The following is a 19,991-nucleotide window of genomic DNA, read 5'->3' as shown; positions in this document are numbered from 1 at the left end:
AAGGCGGCTTTTTCTTTCTTTATCAACAACTTACTTGTTGTCTGCCGGTTTTTTCTCGGCTTGGATTTTTGCGTTGGACGCTTTGACTTCGTCAAAGGCAGCCGTAAAGCCAGACAGCGAGATCGTCACATTAACCTTCTGGGTCGGTGCGGCCACCGGAACAATGGTCATCTCAACCTTGTTGCCTTTTTTATACTGGTTCAGCTCTTCGGGGGTCAGACCGATGCGCGCAAAACAGCCCGCCTGAGCACAGAAGGTAAAGGGATAGACCTTCGGCTCGTTCCCATCGAGCTTCATGACTACATTCTGGGTCAGCAGCGTTTCCAGCGGCACCATGATGGTGGCACCAACAGCTGCGCGCGAATTATCGGGCAGCGGGAACATCGAGATATCGGCAACGTTATTGCCAGTCTGATCTTTCAGCAGCTGATAAAGCTGGCAGGGATCCGAACCGTCTTCGGTATGCACGCATTGCACTTTCCAATCGCCATGAGTCGAAGCGATATAGGTCGTGCCGGGGCCGTCTTTGGCAGGCTCTTTAGCGTCTGCAGCAGCGTCACCGGAAGCTGCGGGCGCCTCTGCCGCCGGTGCGGCTTGCGCGGGTGCGGCGGGGGTGTCGGTTGCCGGCGCTGCATCTTGCGCCATTGCGAACGAGGCGGACATGCTCAGCGCGCAGGCGAGCATCAATGTCTTATTCAGATTGGTCATAATGCCTTTCAATCCTTCATTCGGGCCAATCATGGCCGTCGCGGTCAGGCATAGCACGGAGATAAGAGAGTGTCAGGGCAAAATCCTTGTGATCAAAACCAAGCGAGGCAGGTCGTGAAAACGGAACAGGATGGTCTGAAGTAAGAAAAGGGCCCGATTTTTCGGTGCCCTTTTCAAGAGGTTCCCCCTGTCGGACTTGGCCGACGTCGTCATTTAAGGCGACGCTAGAAGCCTCTTGGAAACTCGTCAACAGGCTTTGCGCATGAAACCTGTGTGACACAGTGAATTTTCAAGCGATTGCACAAAAAAAAGCCGCACCTAGATGCGGCCAGTCTGACAGGGAGGAAAAATCAGAAAAAGCGATGCTCAATTCGCCGTCCTGATATCTAGAAGACTAGGGGAAGATACTTAATTTTTCGTTGCCGTCATTGAACGTAGATTTTACCCTCACTCAACTGCCAGAGTTCGAGAGTCCAGCATGAGTGATCTTTCCCGCCCGACACGGCCCAATACGCTGACAGAAACAGGGATTTTCGTCGGCGGCGGCGGTATCGATTATCAAGACGTCCAGTCCCTGCGCCTTGACCACGGCAACCGCCACGGCCTGATCGCAGGTGCGACAGGAACAGGAAAAACCGTTACCTTACAGGTTCTTGCAGAGGGTTTCAGCGACGCTGGCGTGCCGGTTTTCATGGCGGATGTCAAAGGCGATCTCTCCGGATTGGCCCAGGCCGGCAGTGAGACAGCCAAGCTTCACAAGGCTTTTCAAGCGCGCGCCGAAACCATTGGGTTTGACATCCGGTATCGCGCCTATCCAACTGTTTTCTGGGATGTTTTCGGCCAGCAGGGCATTCCGGTACGCACGACGATCTCGGAAATGGGGCCGGTTCTTCTGACACAGCTTCTTGGACTGTCGCCGGCGCAAGAAGGCGTATTGCATATTGCCTTCCATCTGGCGGACCAAGAAGGCCTGGCCCTTCTCGACCTTGATGACCTGCGGGCGCTGCTTCTGTACGTATCTGAAAAAGCGGATGAAATTCAGGCACGCTATGGCAATGTCGATGCCCGTTCCATCGGCGCGATTCAACGCCAGTTGCTTATTCTCGAAACGGAGGGGGCCGGAGTTTTTTTTGGCGAACCCGCGCTATCGCTTCCCGACATGCTGCGGAGCGCACCTGACGGGCGCGGCCAGATCAACATTCTGGCTGCAGATAAACTTATAAATTCGCCAAAGGTTTACGCGACATTCTTACTATGGATTCTCTCCGAGCTGTTTGAAACGCTTCCAGAGGTTGGCAACCCCGAGAAACCTGTTTGCGCCTTTTTCTTTGACGAGGCCCATCTGCTTTTTGACGACGCCCCCAAACCCTTGCTGGAAAAAATCGAACAGGTCGCGCGTCTAATCCGCTCCAAAGGGGTAGGCATCTATTTTGTGACGCAAAATCCGACGGATATTCCGGATGATGTTCTCTCGCAGCTTGGGAATCGGGTGCAACATGCGCTGCGCGCGTTCACCGCAAAAGACCAGAAAAATCTGGAACGCGCTGCCGAGACATATCGCGACAATCCGCGCTTTTCGATCCTCGATACACTTCGGGATGTCGGGACAGGCGAGGCTTTGACCTCGTTTCTGGATCGGAAGGGCATTCCGGGCATCGCCGAACGCACATTGATCCGCCCGCCCATGTCAAAGCTTGGGCCGATAGCGGATGTCGATCGGCAGGCGCTCATCCGGTCCTGCGATCTTTTTGAAAAATACCGGCAACCGGTCAACCCCGACTCTGCCTACGAGATTTTGCAACGCCGCGCGGGCCAGAGTCAGGAAAGCGCCCAACCCAGCGAGGAAAAAGCGCATAGCCATGCCCGCCGCTATAGCGGAACCCATTCCAAATCCAGCTCGGGCAGCGCAAGAAGAAGCTCTGATACAATTCTGGAAACATTTGGAAAAAGTTTTGCGCGCCAATTAGGAAGCCGTAGCGGTCAGGCATTGGTGCGGGGCCTATTGGGATCTCTTTTCCGCAAATAGCAAAGCCGCCCATCCCAGGGATAGGCGGCCCGAATGTCATCATTCGCCGTGCCGCTATACCGCGTGCGGCCCGCAGCGCGGCAATTCACACAGAATAGCGGCCAGCACATCGATATGCCGCGCGATGCTGTACCGGCCTGCCTGCAACGGCGAGCCCCGCCTGAGCGCGTCCAGTTCGGCCTCCTGCACCAGCAGGGTTTTCAAAACATCCCCTGAGCTCCCGAGAGGCGTGATCCCCGAAATACGCCGCAGATCGCGGTCGCGACGATAGTGTTTTGCGCTGTAACGTGCCGCCTGAAGAAGCAGGCGGGGACGGCGGATATCGATTGCGAGAGAGTCCGATACTGTCACTTTTGCCTCCATTTTTCCCGAAGACAAATGCTAATCAACCTCTGGGTGTGTTGCGTGTTTTTGCAAAGGACCGTGCGCAGGTATTGGTAATCTTTATCAGATTCCGCCCGAACATTCCCTTCCAAACATGGTTAACAAATAGACGGCACAATTCTGTGAATGACACTTATTCAACCTTTGCGTGCCGCCACCTTTTTGGGAGAACCGAAATGCATTCTGACTTGCGTCATGGCTCCGTTCCTAATTGGTTAACAAGCTACGCGAAACTGTATCTCAACCATGTCGAAGACGGGATCTCGATTCGGCAACTGGCCCGCCAAGAGGGCTGTCACGCCTCGACCATTCTGCGGCGTATCCGTCGCATCGAAGAACGTCGCGAAGATCCTCTGGTGGATGCGGCTCTGGAACATCTGCGCGATGGCGGTGCGTGCCTTGCGCTCCAAGATGACACGCCTCCGAAGAAAGACGATATTGTCGATTTCTCCTATGAGTCCCGTCGCGTTTTGCAACGTCTGACCGAATTCGGCGCCTTGCTTGTGATGGCCTCCAATATGGACAAGGCTGTTGTGCTGCGCGGCACCGTGCGGTTGATGGTGGTCGAGGTCGGGCTGGCGGAATCCCTTGCGTTGCGCAACTGGATTGCCGTCAAGCATCAGGGACGTGTGACCAGTTACGAGATCACGCGGGGTGGTCGCGATGCCTTACGGTTGGCGGCGGCGTCCAAGCAGGGCAGCAAGCCGGGCGCACATCCTGAAGATCCGGAATGCGAGACAACCGCACGTCGCCCCAGCATCAACACTTCCGAAAGCCCGTTGGGCATTCTTGCGCGGCGGCGTGACAGGGATGGCAAGCCGTTTCTGGGGGCCGAGCTTGTTGCCGCGGGCGAGCGGCTGCGCGAGGATTTCGAACTGGCGCAAATGGGGCCGCGCGTGACGCAGAACTGGGACCGCTTCCTGACAGCGGGTATTTCGGGGGGGCTTTCGGTGCAGGGCAATCTCGAATCCGGATCCGAGGCAGCCAAACTGCGGGTCGGCGCGGCCTTGCAGGATCTGGGGCCCGGACTGGGCGACATCGTGCTTCGTTGCTGCTGTTTTCTGGAAGGGCTGGAGACGACCGAGCGGGATATGGGCTGGTCGGCGCGCTCTGGCAAAATCGTTTTACGCATCGCTCTGATCCGGCTGCACCGCCATTACGAGGAACGCTATGGCGGCAAAAGCCCGTTGATCGGTTGATCCGGCGCCCGAACCTTGGGGCGCGCGCCATGTTGAAGGCCCGAGAGATCTCCATCTCCCGGGCCTTTTTCAGGTCTTACACACTCCGCTACGCGCCAAGGGAAAAAGGCCCGAAAGGCTCTTGCGGCATCTTATCCCTGAAGCGCCTTGCGCACACCCGCCGCATAATCCGGATGCACACGGTTCAGAACGGACAGCCAGCGTTCCGTGACCGGCGTGGAACAGGACGCCATCGCTTCGGCCATATTGTGATGCAGGCGGTCGCGTTCGGCATCATTCATGACCTCCAGATAAAGCGCGCGCGGCTGGATATAATCGGCATCCGCATCTTCTTGCACATAGCGATCGGCATTGCCGTCAATCCGCAGCGGCGGTTCCTGAGCCGCAGGGTCCGCAACGGCCGCTTCCTCATACTGGTTGGGCGAATAATAGGCGTCCGGATGACCGGTCTGCTGCGGGAAAAACCGCATCGCACCGTCTTTGTGATAGTGATGCACCGGACATTTCGGCGCATTCGCGGGCAGGGCCTCGTAATGCGTGCCAAGGCGGTAGCGATGGGCGTCGGCATAGGAAAATACGCGCGCCTGCAGCATCTTATCAGGGCTATAGCCAATGCCCGGCACCTTGTTCGAGGGCGAATAAGCCGCATTTTCCACCATCTGGAAGTAGTTGTCCGGATTGCGGTTCATTTCCAGAATACCCACTTCGATCAACGGATATTCCTTATGTGACCAGACCTTGGTCAGATCGAACGGATTGAACGCCAGAGTCTCGGCCTCTTTCTCGGGCATCACCTGGATCATGAAACGCCATTTGGGGTAATTGCCCGCCTCGATCATCCCGAAGAGATCTTCCTGATAACTCTCGCGGGTTTTGCCGATCAACGCTCCGGCTTCGGCATTGGTGTAATGGGCATGTCCCTGCATGGTGCGGAAGTGGAACTTGACCCAGAACCGCTCGCCCGCCGCATTCCACATGGAGTAGGTATGCGACCCATAGCCATTCATATGGGCGGGGTTTTTCGGAATGCCGCGATCGGACATCAGGATCGTCACCTGATGCACACATTCGGGGCTTCGTCCCCAGAAATCGAACATTGCTTCCGGAGAACGCATATTGGTGCGGGGATGGCGCTTCTGGGTGTGGATGAAGTCGGGAAACTTATAGGCATCGCGCACGAAGAAGACGGGCGTATTATTGCCCACCATGTCCCAATTTCCGTCCTCTGTGTAGAATTTCAACGAGAATCCACGCACATCGCGCTCTGCATCGGCGGCTCCGGCCTCTCCGGCGACGGTAGACCAACGCGACAGGACTTCGGTCTGTTTGCCGATCTCCGAGAAGAGTTTGGCACAACTATATCGTGTAATGTCATGTGTAACAGTAAATGTGCCTTGTGCGCCCCAACCCTTGGCATGGACGGTACGTTCCGGGATACGCTCGCGATTTTGATGTGCAAGTTTTTCAATCAATTGATAGTCTTGCATCAAAACCGGCCCGCGCGCACCTGCGGTTTCGGAGGTTTCGTTCGACACCCAAGGGGCACCCGCACTCGTTGTTAATTTGCACTTATCGGTCATTTGTTCCTCCGCTTTGCAAATTTAGCCTTATTCCTTACGACGGAACTATCCGGCAGATACGTGATAAAGGGAAATCGGTAATACTTAGATTAGCAATAAGGTAGTCTTATGAATATCACCCTGCGCCAGTTGCAATACATGCTAGCTCTTGAAAAATTTAGGAATTTTTCCAGGGCAGCGGAGTCAGTCCATGTCACCCAGCCGGCGTTGTCGATGCAGGTCCGCGAGCTGGAACAATCACTCGGGCTTACATTGGTGGAACGCCGTCCGCGCGATATCCGACTGACGCGGGCAGGGCGCATGGTGATTGATCACGCACTCCGGATCGATGCCGAGCTGAAATCGCTCGAGGCCGATCTGCGGCGCGGGCAGGGGCAGGTGAACCTTGGTGTCATTCCGACGGTTGCGCCGTATCTGATGCCCTCGGCGCTGCCCAGACTGCAATCTGTCCAATCGGGGTTCAGACTGCGCGAGGCCCAGACGGCAGAGCTTCTGGAAGATCTGCGCAAGGGGCGTCTGGATGCCGCCGTGATTGCCACGCCCGCTCCCGAGACCGAAGAGATCGAGCTGTTCGAGGATCATTTCCTGCTGGCAGGTCTGCCCGAAGCACTGGAGCGCATGGCCGGTCTGGCTCCGGATGCGCTGGATCCGGGCGAGCTTTTGCTGCTGGAAGAGGGGCATTGCCTGGCCGATCAGGCGCTCAAGGTCTGCAATGTGAACCGCGAGGCACAATCGGTCGATCTGGGGGCTTCGTCGCTCTCGACGCTCTGCGCCTTGGCGGCCAGCGGCATGGGCGTGACCCTGATCCCCGAGATCGCCGCGATGGCCGAAAAGAACTCCAGCCCCGATCTGGCGCTCTCGCGCTTTGGCGAGCAACCCGGTCGGGTCTTGCGCCTTGTGCGCCGTGCCGATGCGGTTGATGATGGCGAATGGTTCGAAAACGTGGCCAATATCCTGCGCGAGGCGGGGCAGTCCGTGATCGACAAGGCGCGTAGCGAATTCCCCGTCGCCGGAAGTTACCGTCGTCCGCGCCTGCAAGCGGCGCAATAAGAACGGGTGCAGGGTGTGCGCAGACCGAAAGGCTGATATGCGCAAGCTGTCAGGCGGGACGATCTGTCGCACTCTCCGTTGCATTCGTCGGAATTTGGGCCTATGTGCTGGTTCAAAGCCGAAAGGATACCCATCCCATGCGCGATCTCAAAATCCCCGACCAGCGCCACCCGGAAAAGGCACACCGCCCCGATAATGCCCAGCCCAAGAAGCCGGACTGGATCAGGGTCAAGGCGCCCACCTCGGCAGGCTACAAGCAGACGCGCGATCTGATGCGCGAGAACAAGCTTGTGACCGTGTGCGAAGAAGCCGGTTGCCCCAATGTGGGCGAATGCTGGTCGCAGGGGCACGCCACCATGATGATCATGGGCGAGATCTGCACGCGCGGCTGTTCTTTCTGCAATGTGGCCACCGGCAAGCCCGACGCGCTGGATGTGTTCGAGCCGGGTCGTGTGGCCCATGCCGTTGAAAAGCTCGGCCTGAAGCATGTGGTGATCACCTCGGTGGACCGTGACGATCTGGAAGATGGCGGGGCAGAGCATTTCGCCCAGACCATCCGTGCGATCCGCCATCGCAGCCCGTCGACCACGATCGAGATCCTGACGCCGGACTTCCTGAAATGCGGGCCGGAAGTGCTCGAGAAGGTCGTCGAGGCGCGTCCCGATGTATTCAACCACAATCTCGAAACCGTGCCGTCGCTTTACCCGACAGTGCGTCCCGGTGCGCGCTATTTCCACTCGCTGCGTCTGTTGCAACGCGTGAAAGAACTGGATCCGGCCATGTTTACCAAATCGGGGATCATGGTCGGCCTTGGCGAAGAGGCCCATGAGGTCCGTCAGGTCATGGACGACATGCGCTCTGCCGATATCGATTTCCTGACGATCGGTCAGTATCTGCAGCCGACGCCCAAACACCATGCCGTGGCAAAATTCGTGACGCCGGAAGAATTCAAAGCCTACGAAAAGGCGGCCTATTCCAAGAGCTTCCTGATGGTTTCGGCAACGCCGCTGACCCGTTCGAGCTACCATGCGGGCGATGATTTCGCCCAGCTGCGTTCGGCCCGTCTGGCGAAACTCGGTCGCGCCTGAGCGCGATGGCACAGGCAGAGCTTTTCGCGCGCCTGTCCCGATCCAGATTCAGATCCCGCTTTCATCTGGGCCCGCGCGAGCGGGCCTATTGCGATGCAAAGGGCCGGTCGGTGATTATACGCCATGCGCAGGATTTCATCGCTATGCGGCTGGCCCCTGCATACCCGCATAAGGACGGCAAACAGACCCCGATGCGGGGCCATCCGGTGTTTATTGCACAACATGCCACCGCCTGTTGTTGCCGTAGCTGTCTGGAAACGTGGCACCATATCCCGCAGGGACAGGCGCTAACCCCTACGGTGCAGCAACGTCTTGTCGCCATAGTGATTGCATGGGTGGATCGCGAGATGGGCTTTGCCCCTGGCTCTGCGGACGCAAAGCGACAAAATCCTGATTCTATTTAAAAAACCATATATGGCATTAACCAGACATTCGAACATTTGAGACAGGATGGCCTCATCTCTCTGGCCACGTGTTTCATCTGTGAGTTTGTATGTCGACCACCTATACCTTTGTTGGTTACAGCACCAGCGACTTCCAGCTTGTCAGCGGGGGGTACCGGCTCCGGCCGGACTGGGAGGCGTCAACCAACGGGCTGACCTATACCTTCACCGATGATGACAGCCAGCTATCGGGCGATACGGCCACCGATAACGTCAGCAATGACAACTTCCAGCATCTGGAGATCCGCGATTCCAGCGGCACGTTGATCACCTCGGGCACCGCCTATATCGAGGATGCGTTCAACTATACCGATCCTAGCGGCAATCCGCAGGTCTTCTATACCGTCAAGATCGGCAACACGATCGTCGGCTATCTCGCCAGCTCCGAGATCCAGCCGGGCGTCGTTATGTCGCCCTCGTCAACCACCAACACCTCGGGCGTCAACTATTCGGCGATACATTCGGCAAGCTACAGCTCTACCGGCAATAACACGATCATCGGCGCGTCCAATGGCGACTCGCTCGCGGGTGGCACCGGAGATGATTCCATCACCTCCAATGCTGGTGCCGATACTATTGACGGCGGCGCGGGCAATGACACCATCTATTACGGCCAAGGCGGGGCCAGCTCGCTTGATGGCGACAGTGTCAGAGGCGGCGATGGCGACGATATCATCGACGACATCAGCGGAACCAATAACTGGGCCTATAACGATACGATCGATGGCGGTGCGGGCAACGACACCATCTGGGCCAATGCCGGTGCGGATTCGGTCCTCGGGGGGACCGGCAATGATGTGATCTACGGCGAAGGAGACAATGACACCCTCCACGGCGGCGATGGCAATGACTTCATCAGCGGCGGAACGGGCAATGATCTGCTTTATGGCGATGCGGGCAATGATACGCTGCTCGGGGATGAAGGCAACGACACCATCTACGGCGGCGACGGCGCGGATGCGATCACGGGCGGCAGCGGCAATGATTCCCTTGATGGCGGGGCCGATGCCGATGTCTTCTTCTTCAGCGATGGCTGGGGCATCGACACGGTGCTGGGCGGCGGCACGACCACCACCGGTTCGGATAATGACATCCTCAATTTCTACAGTCTGGGGCATGGGGTCACCATCACCTCCAGCGATTTCGAGGATGGCTCCGCCACCGATGGCACCAGCAGCCTGACCTATGACAATATCGAAGGCTATGTCGGCTCGAATTATGCGGATTCGCTGGACGGCACCCTCGATGGGTCGGGCTTTTACGCCAATATGGAGGCGGGGGACGATACCGTTCAGGCGGGTGCGGGGGACGACACGCTCTTTGGTGGCGATGGCAATGACAGCATCGATGCCGGTGCGGGCAATGACTATGTGGATGGCGGGGCCGGAAATGACACCCTGCGCGGCGGCGCGGGCAATGACACGCTTTGGGGCGGCACCGGCCAGAACCAGCTTTATGGCGATGCCGGAGACGACCTGTTCGATCTGCGCGCAACCGACGGGGCGAGCAGCATCTATGGCGGGGCGGATTTCGATACGGTCTCGCTCTCGGGCGGGGCCGCAGAGGTCAGCTGGACCTCCGACCCCAATGGTGTCGGCACCATCAGCTATGATGGCGGCAGCACTCTGACCTATTTCTGGGATGTCGAGAAAATCGACGGTACCAGCTATGATGACCAGTTCGATGCCGGTCTGGCCGGCAGTGGCGTCAATATCGATGCGGGCGCAGGGGCCGACAAGATCGATGGCAGCGCCTATGCGGACACAATCAATACAGGTACGGGGGATGATACCGTCTATGCCGGTGCTGGCGATGACATCGTCTATACCGATCACGGCAATGATGTCGTTTATGGCGAGGCGGGCGATGATTACCTTCATGGCGGTGCCGGCAATACGACGCTTGACGGGGGCGATGGCAACGACACGCTGATCGCCGGAACCGGTGCCAATTCCCTGTCGGGCGGCGCGGGCAACGATTCCCTCGTCGGCTCGACCACCACCGGACAGGACACGCTGGATGGCGGTGAGGGCAATGACACGATCCTTGCCGGTCAGGGGGCCAATCTTATTTATGGTGGCACTGGCGACGACCTGATCACGACAGGCGACGGTGCGGATACGCTGGGTCTGGCCGATGATTTCGGCTCTGACATCGTCACCGATTTCGACATGACCGATAGCGGCGACGGGCATACGGTCGACCAGCTCGACGTGTCCGCACTCACCGATACCAATGGCGATCCGGTGAATGCATGGGATGTGGTGATCAGCTCGGACGGGGCAGGCGGCTCGGTTCTGTCTTTCCCAAATGGCGAGACGCTCACATTGCAGAATGTGGACCCGAGCCTGCTATCCACCGCGCCGCAGCTCTATTCCATCGGCATTCCCTGTATCGCGGCGGGGATGCAGATTGCCACCCCCGAAGGGCCGCGTGCCATCGAGACCCTGCGCGCGGGCGATTTCGTGCAGACGCTGGACAAAGCCGCGCGCGTGCTCTGGGTCGGGCGTCGCGATCTCGGGGAGCAAGACCTGAAGACCCCCCGTCTGCTGCCGATAGAGATTCGGGCCGGATCACTGGGGGCGCATGAAAGGATCGTGCTGTCGGGCCAGCATTGCGTCTGGCTCAGGACCGAGACCGGTCCGCGTCTTATCCGTGCCAGACATCTGGCCGATTGCGGCTGGCAGGGGGCAAGGATCATGCGCGGCAAACGCCAGATCAGCTATATCCACCTGCTGCTCGAAACGCATTCCGCCGTTCGGATCAACGGTCTCTGGGTCGAAAGCTTCTGGCCCGGCCCTGTGGGGTTTCAGGCGCTGTCGCGGCAGGACCAGATCTCGTTGCTGCGCACCTGTCCGCAGCTTGCGCCCGCGCTACTGGGCAACTGGCCCGTGCAAAGCCTCTACGGGCCGCAGATCGCCCCTGTGCTCGCACGCAAAATGGTGACCCCCGAACATCTCCGGCGCTGGCGGGCGATGGCCCAGCCTGTCACCTGAGACAATTTGCCCTTACGTTGCCTGCATCATGGCGCTTGTGGGGAGATCTTCATCTGCGTAGGCGAAGCATGCTAGCGTTCATCGCCAGCGGTGAGAGTCGCTTTCTTCAGCCAAAAGGGGATCATCGTGATCATCCGCAAACGCCCCACAATTCTGGGGCTGTTCTTTATCCTGCAAGGCTCGGTCGTCCAGATCATCTGGCCCCAGATTCTGGTGGTATTCGGCATCGGGATTGCCGTCGTTCTGGGGCATGATCATTTCCCCGATTATATCAAGGGCCTTGATCCCTCGCCCTTCGCACTGATCGGGATTGCGCTGTCGATCTTTCTCAGCTTCCGTAACGGCGCCTGTTATGATCGCTGGTGGGAGGCGCGCAAACATTGGGGCGTGCTGATCCAGTCCTCACGCGATGTGATCCGCCAGACCACCATGCTGGAAGACCTGCCCGAACGGAGCGCCCTTCTTCACAGCCTGATCCGCTTTGCGCATCTGGTAGAGACGCAGTTGCGCGGACGCAGCCAGAACTGGCAGAGCGACGAGGCTCTGGCGCAGGCCGCGCGGATCGTGGGGCAGGCCGAACGCGAGGGCAAGCTGACCCATGTCGAGGCGCTTGTACTGCATGAAAGCCTGACCCGCCTGTCGCAGTCGCTTCTTGCCTGCGAACGGCTGGCCAATACGCCGGTGCCCTTTGCCTATTCGCTTTTGCTCCACCGCACCGCCTATATCTATTGTGTCATCCTGCCTTTCGGCTTTGTCGACACGCTCGGGGCGGTGGCCCCCTTGGTGGCGGGGCTTGTGGCCTATGCGTTCTTCGGACTTGATGCGCTGGCCGAAGAGCTGGAACAGCCTTTCTCGGACCGCGTCAACGCATTGCCGCTGACAGCTTTTGCGACCGCCATCGAAATCTCGCTGAAACGCGCCTTGGGCGAGACGGATCTGCCGCAGATGCCCGAAGCCGTCGATTTCATCCTGCGCTGACACCCCTTGCAAGACAACGGGCAACCGCATGGTCCATCCGGTTGCCCCCGGCACAAGCCCGAGCCGCAATTACGTCTCCGCGGTCATAAGACGGCTGCGCCATCCGGACAGCCATCGCCACTGTCGCATCCCGCACCCGTTCCAAAAACATCCCTTACCACTTAAATGGTAAGGGATGTTTCATCTCGAAACGTGCGATATGGAGGTATGACCGTCAGAACGGGATCTCGTCGTCAAAATCGGGACGACTGCTGCCGCCACCGCTTTGCGACGGGCCGCCATAGCCGCCCGAGGACGGGCCGTCATCATAGCCGCCCGAAGAGGGCCCGCCATAGCCGCCGCCCTGACCTCCACCGTAACCGCCGCCACCTTGGCCGCCGTCATTGCGCCCATCCAGCAAAGTCAGTTCGCCGCGATAGGGGCGCAGCACGACTTCGGTCGTGTAACGGTCCTGACCGGATTGATCCTGCCATTTACGGGTTTCAAGCTGGCCTTCGATATAGACCTTCGACCCTTTACGCAGATATTGTTCCGCGATTTTCGCAAGAGGCTCGCTGAAAATCGCGACCGAATGCCACTCGGTGCGTTCCTTGCGCTCGCCACTATTACGGTCACGCCAGTTTTCCGAGGTCGCGATCCGCAGGTTGCAGACCTTGCCACCATTCGAAAAGCTGCGAACTTCCGGATCACGGCCGAGGTTACCCACGATAATGACCTTATTGACCGATCCTGCCATCAAAAAACCTCCGCTGGCTGGCTGACATGCGACGCATGCCGCGATTCAAGTGATTGCGCCGGGTATACCAGACCGGCACGGCATGCAAAGCACGAATGCGCCTGCATGGCGGGTCACCCCGCCAAATCCGCGCGCCCGCACGCTTGCCCCAACGGCAGATTCAAAGGGTTTTCAACACGACGTTTTTGGGTATATTCAGCCGCAACCAAAAAAGCTGGGGACAGAGGATGATGCGGATAAAGGCTGCGGGGACGCTCCTTGCTTTGATCACTTGTGCCATCTCGGTGGCCAGCAGCCCTGCGATTGCAGAAGGTCTGCGCCTTTCAGGCGCCTCCAGCTCGAACCGTACCCAGCTTTTCCGCAACCAGACCCAGCTTCTGGATTCCCGTGCTGCCGGACAATATGAACACAGCTCGCGCCTGCGGCCCGATGGCAAGACCATCACGGCGGCGGTCATTCCCAGCTATACCGGAAAATATCGCGGGAAATACATGCCCATTGCGCGTGCTGCGGCCCAGAAACACGGCGTTCCGCCCGATCTGTTCCTGCGTCTGATCCAGCAGGAAAGCGGTTGGAATCCGCAGGCGGTCTCGCATGCAGGCGCGCGCGGGCTGGCCCAGTTGATGCCCGCCACGGCGGCCAAACTGAATGTCGATATTTCCAATCCGGAAGAGAATCTTGATGGCGGGGCGCGATATCTGCGCATGATGTATGACCGCTTCGGGAATTGGCGCCATGCGCTTGCCGCCTATAATGCGGGTCCGGAAGCTGTTGCCAAATATAACGGTATTCCGCCGTATCAGGAAACGATGAATTATGTGAAGGTCATTCTGGGCAGCTGAGGCACAGGCCAAAGACCAGACATAAGAAAGCACGCGAAGTTCGCGTGCTTTGTCTTTGTTATGCCGCCATTTATTACGGAATAATGCGGGTGTATTTGCTGCCCGCAAGCGACGCCCCCGCAATCAGACCGGCCTGACCGAAGACCAGCGCAATGACCGGCGCGCGCGAGGTGGTGGTGTCGGTGCCAAGCGAGCCGCCCCGATCGGGCAGCGCATATTTGGCATCCGCGCCAATCTGCCAGCCATCCGCACGGCGGAACCCCGACAAGGCTTCGGGGGTCATGAAGAACAGTGCATGCGCATATTGCTGCGCCCCGATCTGGAACCCGAAAGACGCCGAGGTCACGGCGTAATAATCAACCGTGGCGCCATTGATCCGCAGCGCACCGCGCCCGTAAGAGCCGCCAATGCCGAAGCCCGCCTCGGTCACCAGCGGCATGTAGAGAACACCGACCGCTTTGCCCATCAATTCCTGCGTCCCCGGATAGCGGTTCAGCAAATAATCACGCGTCGCGTCGACCCGCGCATCGATCTGCGGCCCGCCATTGGACCCGATCCCGTTGCCACAGGCTGCAAGACCGCATGCGGCGCCGCCCATAGCCAGAAGGTTACGTCTGGAAATCATCTCACTGCCTCTCGCTCGATTTCACATCGGGCTTGACCGCCCGCCTAGGTGGGGCGCACCCCTTTGTTTGAAAGACTAGCCCGAAAAATCGGGCCTGTCACTTCCTGTAAGGGGCCGTCGGCCTCGGGCCAAGCCTTGATCAGGCCCTGTTGGCCAAAGCCCGCGCGGCGGCGGGGGCGAAATAGGTCAGCACCCCGTCACAACCGGCCCGTTTGAACCCCAGAAGGCTTTCCAGCATCACCTTGTCATGATCCAGCCAGCCATTGCGGATCGCGGCCATCGCCATCGCATATTCCCCCGAGACCTGATAGGCGAAGGTCGGCACGCCAAACTCGTCTTTCACGCGTCGGCAGACATCCAGATAGGGCTGGCCCGGTTTGACCATAACCATATCCGCCCCCTCGGCCAGATCGCGCGCCACCAGACGCAGCGCCTCGTCGGAATTGCCCGGATTCATCTGATAGGTCTTCTTGTCGCCCTTCAGGGCGCCCGACGCACCGACCGCATCACGGAAAGGACTGTAATAGACACTGGCGAATTTGGCCGAGTAGCTCAAAATCGAGACATCGCGCCCGTAGCCCGCATCCTCGATCGCCTTGCGCATTGCCGCGATGCGCCCATCCATCATATCGGAAGGCCCCAGAATATCGGCACCGGCCTCGGCCTGAGCCAAAGCCATTTTCACAAGTGCCTCAACCGTTTCATCATTCAGGATCACGCCATCCTTCACCAGACCGTCATGGCCGAGCGAATTATAGGGATCCAGCGCGATATCGGTCATAATCGCGATTTCCGGCACATGTTTCTTGATTTCGCGGATCACCCGATTGGTAATGTTTTCGGGGTTCCACGCCTCTTCGCACAGCTCCGTCTTGACCGCCGGATCGGTATAAGGGAACAGACATAGCGCCGGAATGCCAAGCTCTGCCGCTTCTTCCGCCGCACGCACCGCGCCCTCGATCGTCTTGCGGAACACACCGGGCATCGAAGGCACCTCGACATCGGCCCCCGCGACATCGGTGATGAAAATCGGCCAGATGAGGTCTTTCACGCTCAGACGGTTTTCTTGCACCAGATCGCGCAAAGCCGCCGTCCGGCGCAAACGCCGCATACGGTTATGAGGAAAAGCAGGAAAAAGCGGTGTCATTCTATGTCTCCGTTATTACAAACGGGGTGCCACGCAGCGGCCAGAAACTCAAGCCTTTTGACCGCGGGGATGCTTCCCTCTAGCCTTTGAATCGGCTAGAAAAAGAACACATCCACGCGATCAAGCCAAAAGAAGATAAAGAGTGGACTTCACCAACACCATATTCGCCCTGATCGACATGCACTCCTTTTCCAGCCTCTGGTACTGGATCATGCTGGCGGTCTGCTGGTCTTTTGCCGCCCATTTCGCGATGGGCATCCCCTATGATCTGGTCACCCAGTACCGGCGCAATGCCGAGACGGCGGACGATCTGGTTCTGGCCGCTGGGCTGAGCGCGCGCCGCCTGATCCGTTTCAGTCAGGCCAAGGCGGCGCTGACGGCGGGGTGGTTTTTCCTGACAAGCTTCCTTCTGGTCACCGGGTTTGGCTATGGCGCCGAACTGGCACAGGCCGCCTTTCTTTTGGGCGTGCCTCTCAGTTTTGTAACAATCATGACCCTTTACAACGCAAAGCTCTTGTTGAGCCTGAGCGAGAACGGGCAGGCCGAGGCGATTGCCAACTTTGTACATGGTGCGAGATTTCGGGTGCAACTTCTTGGAATGTCCGTGATCTTTGTCACTGCACTCTGGGGGATGCTGAGCAATCTGCTGTCACAGACCATTCGACTTTGGTAGGCGCGGCACCTATCTAACCCTGCGGACCGCGCCCGAGACGCGCATAGACAAAGGCCCCAAGTGATGACGCATTTCGTTCTTTCCGGCGCACCCGAAGGGTATGACGCGAAACTTCTGGTCCGCGAGCTGGAGCGTGGTCAAAGCGTGATCCATATCGCCCGCGACGACAGGCGGCTTGAGGCGATGCGTCTGGCGCTGGGATTTTTTGCCCCTCAGGTGACGGTGCTCAGTTTTCCGGCATGGGACTGCCTGCCATATGACCGCGTCTCGCCAAATCCCGAAATCTCGGCAGCCCGCATGGCGACCCTGGCAGCCCTTCAATCGGGGGTGCCCGGACCTTTTGTCCTGCTGACGACGCTTTCGGCGGCAATGCAGAAAATACCTGCGCGTCAGGTACTTGCAGACAATTCGTTTGTGGCCAAGGTTGGTGGGCACCTTAAGGATGAGGCGCTGCGCGGTTTCCTGACACGCATGGGATTTTCGCCTGTGCCCACGGTGTCGGAAGCGGGCGAATTTGCCCTGCGTGGCGGTATCATAGACATCTATCCCCCCGGAGAAAGCGGTCCCGTGCGTCTGGATCTGTGGGGCGATGTGCTTGACGGGGTGCGCCGGTTTGATCCGGCAACCCAGCGCACGACGGAAAAGCTCACTCGGATCGAACTGGCACCTGTCTCCGAGGTCATCCTCGACGAGGCCTCGATCGCCCGTTTCCGACAGAATTATCGCGTGGAATTCGGTGCGGGTGGTGCCGAAGATCCGCTCTACGAGGCCGTCTCCGCCGGTCGCAAACATGCGGGCATGGAACATTGGCTGGGGTTTTTCCATGACCGGATGGAAACGATTTTTGACTATATTCCAGAGGCCTCCATCTTGCTGGACGATCAAATTCCGGTCTTGCGCGAGGCGCGTTGGGAACAGATTTCCGACCAGTATGACACCCGTCGCGAGGCGATGACACGGCGCGACAGGGTGGATAGCGTCTACAAACCCGCCGCACCGCAACTTCTCTATCTTGATGAAACGGCGTGGGACAGCATCCTGAAGCCGCGCCGTGTGCTTGCCCTGCAAGTGCTCTCTGCACCGCCGGGACCAGGGATTCTGGATGCCGAGGCGCGGATCGGGCGCAGTTTTGCCCCCGAACGACAGATGGAAGATGTCAGTCTTTTCGGTGCGTTACGTGACCATGTTCAGACACAGCTCAAACAGGGGCCCGTAGTGATCGCCTCCTGGTCGGACGGCGCGCGCGAGCGGCTCAAGGGGCTGATGGAAGATGAAGGGCTACATATCGCGCGGCTGATTTCGGATGCGCGCCAGATCGGGCCGGGGGTCAACCTGACGGTCTGGACGCTTGATCAGGGGTTCGAAGCACCGCCCAAGGGGGATGATCCGGCACTAACCGTGATTTCGGAACAGGACGTGCTGGGAGACCGGCTCATCCGCAAACCGAAAAAGAAGCGTAAAGCGGATAACTTCCTGACCGAAGCTCAGTCGTTGTCTCAAGGTGATCTGGTCGTGCATGTCGATCATGGGGTCGGGCGCTATAAGGGGCTGGAAACCGTTTCGGCGCTTGGGGCGCCGCTGGATTGCATCTTGCTGGAATATGCGGGCGGCGACAGGCTGTTTCTGCCGGTCGTCAATATCGAATTGCTCAGCCGTTTCGGGCATGAAGACGGACTTCTTGACAAACTGGGCGGTGGGGCATGGCAGGCCAAGAAAGCCCGCCTGAAAGAGCGTATCCGCGAGATCGCCGACAAGCTGATGCGCATTGCCGCCGAGCGTTACCTGCGCAAGGCCTCGGTTCTGGAGGTTCCGCATCACGAATGGGAGGCCTTCGCCGCGCGTTTCCCCTATAGCGAGACCGATGACCAGCTTGCGGCGATCGAGGATGTGGTGGAGGATCTGAAATCGGGCACACCGATGGACAGGCTGGTGGTCGGCGATGTCGGTTTTGGCAAGACCGAGGTTGCCATGCGCGCAGCCTTTGTCGCCGCCAGTGCAGGGGTACAGGTTGCGGTGATCGCCCCCACCACGCTGCTCGCGCGCCAGCATTACAAAACCTTTGCCGAACGTTTCCGGAATACCGCGATCAATGTCCGCCCCTTATCGCGCTTCGTGACCGCAAAAGAGGCCGCGGCAACCCGCGCGGGCTTGGCAGATGGCAGCGTCGATATCGTGATCGGCACCCATGCGGTGCTGGCCAAAGCGGTTCGGTTTATGAACCTTGGCCTGCTTGTCATTGATGAAGAACAACATTTTGGCGTCCAGCATAAAGAGCGTCTGAAAGAGATGCGCTCGGATATCCATGTGCTGACACTCACCGCGACCCCCATTCCACGGACGCTGCAACTTTCCCTGACCGGAGTCAGGGATCTATCCGTGATCGGCACACCGCCTGTCGACCGTCTGGCCATTCGCACCTATGTCTCGGAATTCGACACGGTGACCATCCGCGAGGCGCTTTTGCGCGAACGTTTCCGTGGCGGGCAAAGCTTTTATGTCGTGCCACGCATCACCGATCTGGCTGAAATCGAGGAGTTCCTGCGCAATGAGGTGCCCGAAGTCACCTTCATCACCGCGCATGGGCAGATGGCGGCGGGCGAGTTGGATGAGCGGATGAATGCGTTTTATGATGGCAAATATGACGTGCTTCTGGCCACGACCATCGTGGAATCGGGGCTGGATATTCCGACCGCCAATACGATGGTGATCCACCGCGCCGATATGTTCGGCCTCAGTCAGCTCTACCAGATCCGCGGGCGGGTCGGGCGCTCGAAAATGCGGGCCTATTGCTATCTGACAACCAAGCCGCGGATGCCGCTGACCCCGCAGGCCACAAAGCGGCTGCGGCTTCTCGGATCGCTGGACAGCCTTGGGGCAGGGTTTAATTTAGCTAGCCAAGACTTGGACTTGCGCGGCGCAGGTAACATTTTGGGTGAAGAGCAATCGGGGCATATCAAGGAAGTCGGCTACGAGCTTTACCAGTCCATGCTGGAAGAAACGATTTCGAAGCTGAAATCGGGCGAGCTGGGGGAAGATGTAGCCGATGGCGAATGGTCGCCCACGATCAATCTGGGTGTGCCTGTCACCATTCCGGAAAACTATATCCCCGATCTGGATGTGCGGTTGGGGCTGTATCGCCGTCTGAGCCAGATCACCACCAAGGTCGAAATGGAGGGCTTTGCCGCCGAGCTGATTGACCGTTTTGGCCCGCTGCCGAAGGAAGTCAACACGCTGCTACTGGTGATCCGCATCAAGGGCATGTGCAAGCGGGCCCATATCGGCAAGCTGGATGCGGGGCCGAAAGGGGTCACACTCCAGTTCCACAATGATAAATTCCCCAATCCCGCGGGGTTGGTGGATTATCTTACCACAGAACGTGATCTGGCGAAGCTGCGCGACAACAAGCTGATCATCCGTCGCGACTGGTCCAATGACGCCGAGAAGATCAAGGGCAGCTTCGCGATTGCCCGTGATCTGGCCGCAAAAGTGCGCGAGGCCGAAAAGGGAGCGAAATAA

16 protein-coding genes are annotated in these 19,991 nt (G+C 58.7%); 10 read left to right on the top strand and 6 right to left on the bottom strand.

Features of this window, described 5'->3' with window-relative positions:
- Positions 1–30: 30 nt before the first annotated feature.
- Positions 31–708, bottom strand: a complete 678-nt coding sequence (locus RPE78_RS12800; protein WP_339107312.1) for an invasion associated locus B family protein — start codon at positions 706–708, stop codon at positions 31–33.
- Between the two features lie 478 nt (positions 709–1,186).
- Here RPE78_RS12800 and RPE78_RS12795 point away from each other — a divergent pair, with 478 nt between their 5' ends.
- Positions 1,187–2,734: a helicase HerA-like domain-containing protein gene (locus RPE78_RS12795; protein ID WP_406720766.1), complete on the top strand. Its 1,548-nt coding sequence runs from the start codon at positions 1,187–1,189 to the stop codon at positions 2,732–2,734.
- Between the two features lie 54 nt (positions 2,735–2,788).
- On the opposite strand, the gene RPE78_RS12790 is transcribed toward RPE78_RS12795, so the two are convergent.
- Positions 2,789–3,085 carry a DUF6477 family protein gene (locus RPE78_RS12790; protein WP_406720765.1) on the bottom strand — a complete coding sequence of 99 codons (297 nt, stop codon included), beginning with the start codon at positions 3,083–3,085 and terminating at the stop codon, positions 2,789–2,791.
- A gap of 209 nt (positions 3,086–3,294) precedes the next feature.
- Between RPE78_RS12790 and RPE78_RS12785 the strand changes: the two genes are divergently transcribed.
- Entirely contained in the window at positions 3,295–4,317 is a 1,023-nt protein-coding gene (locus tag RPE78_RS12785; RefSeq protein WP_406720764.1) for a DUF6456 domain-containing protein, read from the top strand.
- A 131-nt stretch (positions 4,318–4,448) separates the two neighbouring features.
- On the opposite strand, the gene RPE78_RS12780 is transcribed toward RPE78_RS12785, so the two are convergent.
- The gene (locus tag RPE78_RS12780; RefSeq protein WP_406720763.1) at positions 4,449–5,897 is read right to left on the bottom strand and encodes a catalase; all 1,449 of its coding nucleotides are present in this window, start codon (positions 5,895–5,897) and stop codon (positions 4,449–4,451) included.
- Between the two features lie 108 nt (positions 5,898–6,005).
- On the opposite strand from RPE78_RS12780, the gene RPE78_RS12775 reads away from it, so the two are divergent.
- The 5 genes from RPE78_RS12775 to RPE78_RS12755 all read left to right on the top strand — a co-directional run bounded on the left by RPE78_RS12775 (position 6,006) and on the right by RPE78_RS12755 (position 12,452).
- Complete coding sequence (locus tag RPE78_RS12775) at positions 6,006–6,947, top strand: LysR substrate-binding domain-containing protein (RefSeq protein ID WP_339107307.1); 942 nt, start codon at positions 6,006–6,008, stop codon at positions 6,945–6,947.
- A gap of 137 nt (positions 6,948–7,084) precedes the next feature.
- Positions 7,085–8,035, top strand: coding sequence for a lipoyl synthase (gene lipA / locus RPE78_RS12770; RefSeq protein WP_339107306.1), 951 nt, complete (start codon positions 7,085–7,087; stop codon positions 8,033–8,035).
- A 5-nt stretch (positions 8,036–8,040) separates the two neighbouring features.
- Complete coding sequence (locus tag RPE78_RS12765; RefSeq protein ID WP_406720762.1) at positions 8,041–8,439, top strand: DUF4186 domain-containing protein; 399 nt, start codon at positions 8,041–8,043, stop codon at positions 8,437–8,439.
- Positions 8,440–8,528: 89 nt separating this feature from the next.
- Positions 8,529–11,474, top strand: a complete 2,946-nt coding sequence (locus RPE78_RS12760) for a Hint domain-containing protein (RefSeq protein ID WP_406720761.1) — start codon at positions 8,529–8,531, stop codon at positions 11,472–11,474.
- Between the two features lie 126 nt (positions 11,475–11,600).
- Entirely contained in the window at positions 11,601–12,452 is an 852-nt protein-coding gene (locus RPE78_RS12755) for a bestrophin family protein (protein ID WP_406720760.1), read from the top strand.
- A 214-nt stretch (positions 12,453–12,666) separates the two neighbouring features.
- Here RPE78_RS12755 and ssb read toward each other — a convergent pair whose 3' ends face one another.
- The gene (gene ssb, locus RPE78_RS12750; RefSeq protein WP_339107302.1) at positions 12,667–13,188 is read right to left on the bottom strand and encodes a single-stranded DNA-binding protein; all 522 of its coding nucleotides are present in this window, start codon (positions 13,186–13,188) and stop codon (positions 12,667–12,669) included.
- A 230-nt stretch (positions 13,189–13,418) separates the two neighbouring features.
- On the opposite strand from ssb, the gene RPE78_RS12745 reads away from it, so the two are divergent.
- The gene (locus RPE78_RS12745) at positions 13,419–14,030 is read left to right on the top strand and encodes a lytic transglycosylase domain-containing protein (protein ID WP_406721659.1); all 612 of its coding nucleotides are present in this window, start codon (positions 13,419–13,421) and stop codon (positions 14,028–14,030) included.
- Positions 14,031–14,103: 73 nt separating this feature from the next.
- On the opposite strand, the gene RPE78_RS12740 is transcribed toward RPE78_RS12745, so the two are convergent.
- Together RPE78_RS12740 and hemB are read right to left on the bottom strand one after the other, a co-directional pair.
- A complete protein-coding gene (locus tag RPE78_RS12740; protein WP_339107300.1) occupies positions 14,104–14,655 on the bottom strand; it encodes a lipid-binding SYLF domain-containing protein in 552 nt (183 codons plus the stop codon).
- Between the two features lie 139 nt (positions 14,656–14,794).
- Positions 14,795–15,802, bottom strand: a complete 1,008-nt coding sequence (hemB, locus tag RPE78_RS12735) for a porphobilinogen synthase (protein ID WP_406720758.1) — start codon at positions 15,800–15,802, stop codon at positions 14,795–14,797.
- A gap of 142 nt (positions 15,803–15,944) precedes the next feature.
- Between hemB and RPE78_RS12730 the strand changes: the two genes are divergently transcribed.
- Positions 15,945–16,475, top strand: a complete 531-nt coding sequence (locus tag RPE78_RS12730; protein ID WP_406720757.1) for a component of SufBCD complex — start codon at positions 15,945–15,947, stop codon at positions 16,473–16,475.
- 63 nt (positions 16,476–16,538) lie between these two features.
- Positions 16,539–19,991, top strand: coding sequence for a transcription-repair coupling factor (mfd, locus tag RPE78_RS12725; RefSeq protein WP_406720756.1), 3,453 nt, complete (start codon positions 16,539–16,541; stop codon positions 19,989–19,991).

This window comes from Thioclava litoralis, assembly GCF_045278885.1.
Taxonomy (GTDB): Bacteria; Pseudomonadota; Alphaproteobacteria; order Rhodobacterales; family Rhodobacteraceae; genus Thioclava; species Thioclava litoralis.
This window is presented reverse-complemented; position numbering and strand designations above follow the sequence as displayed.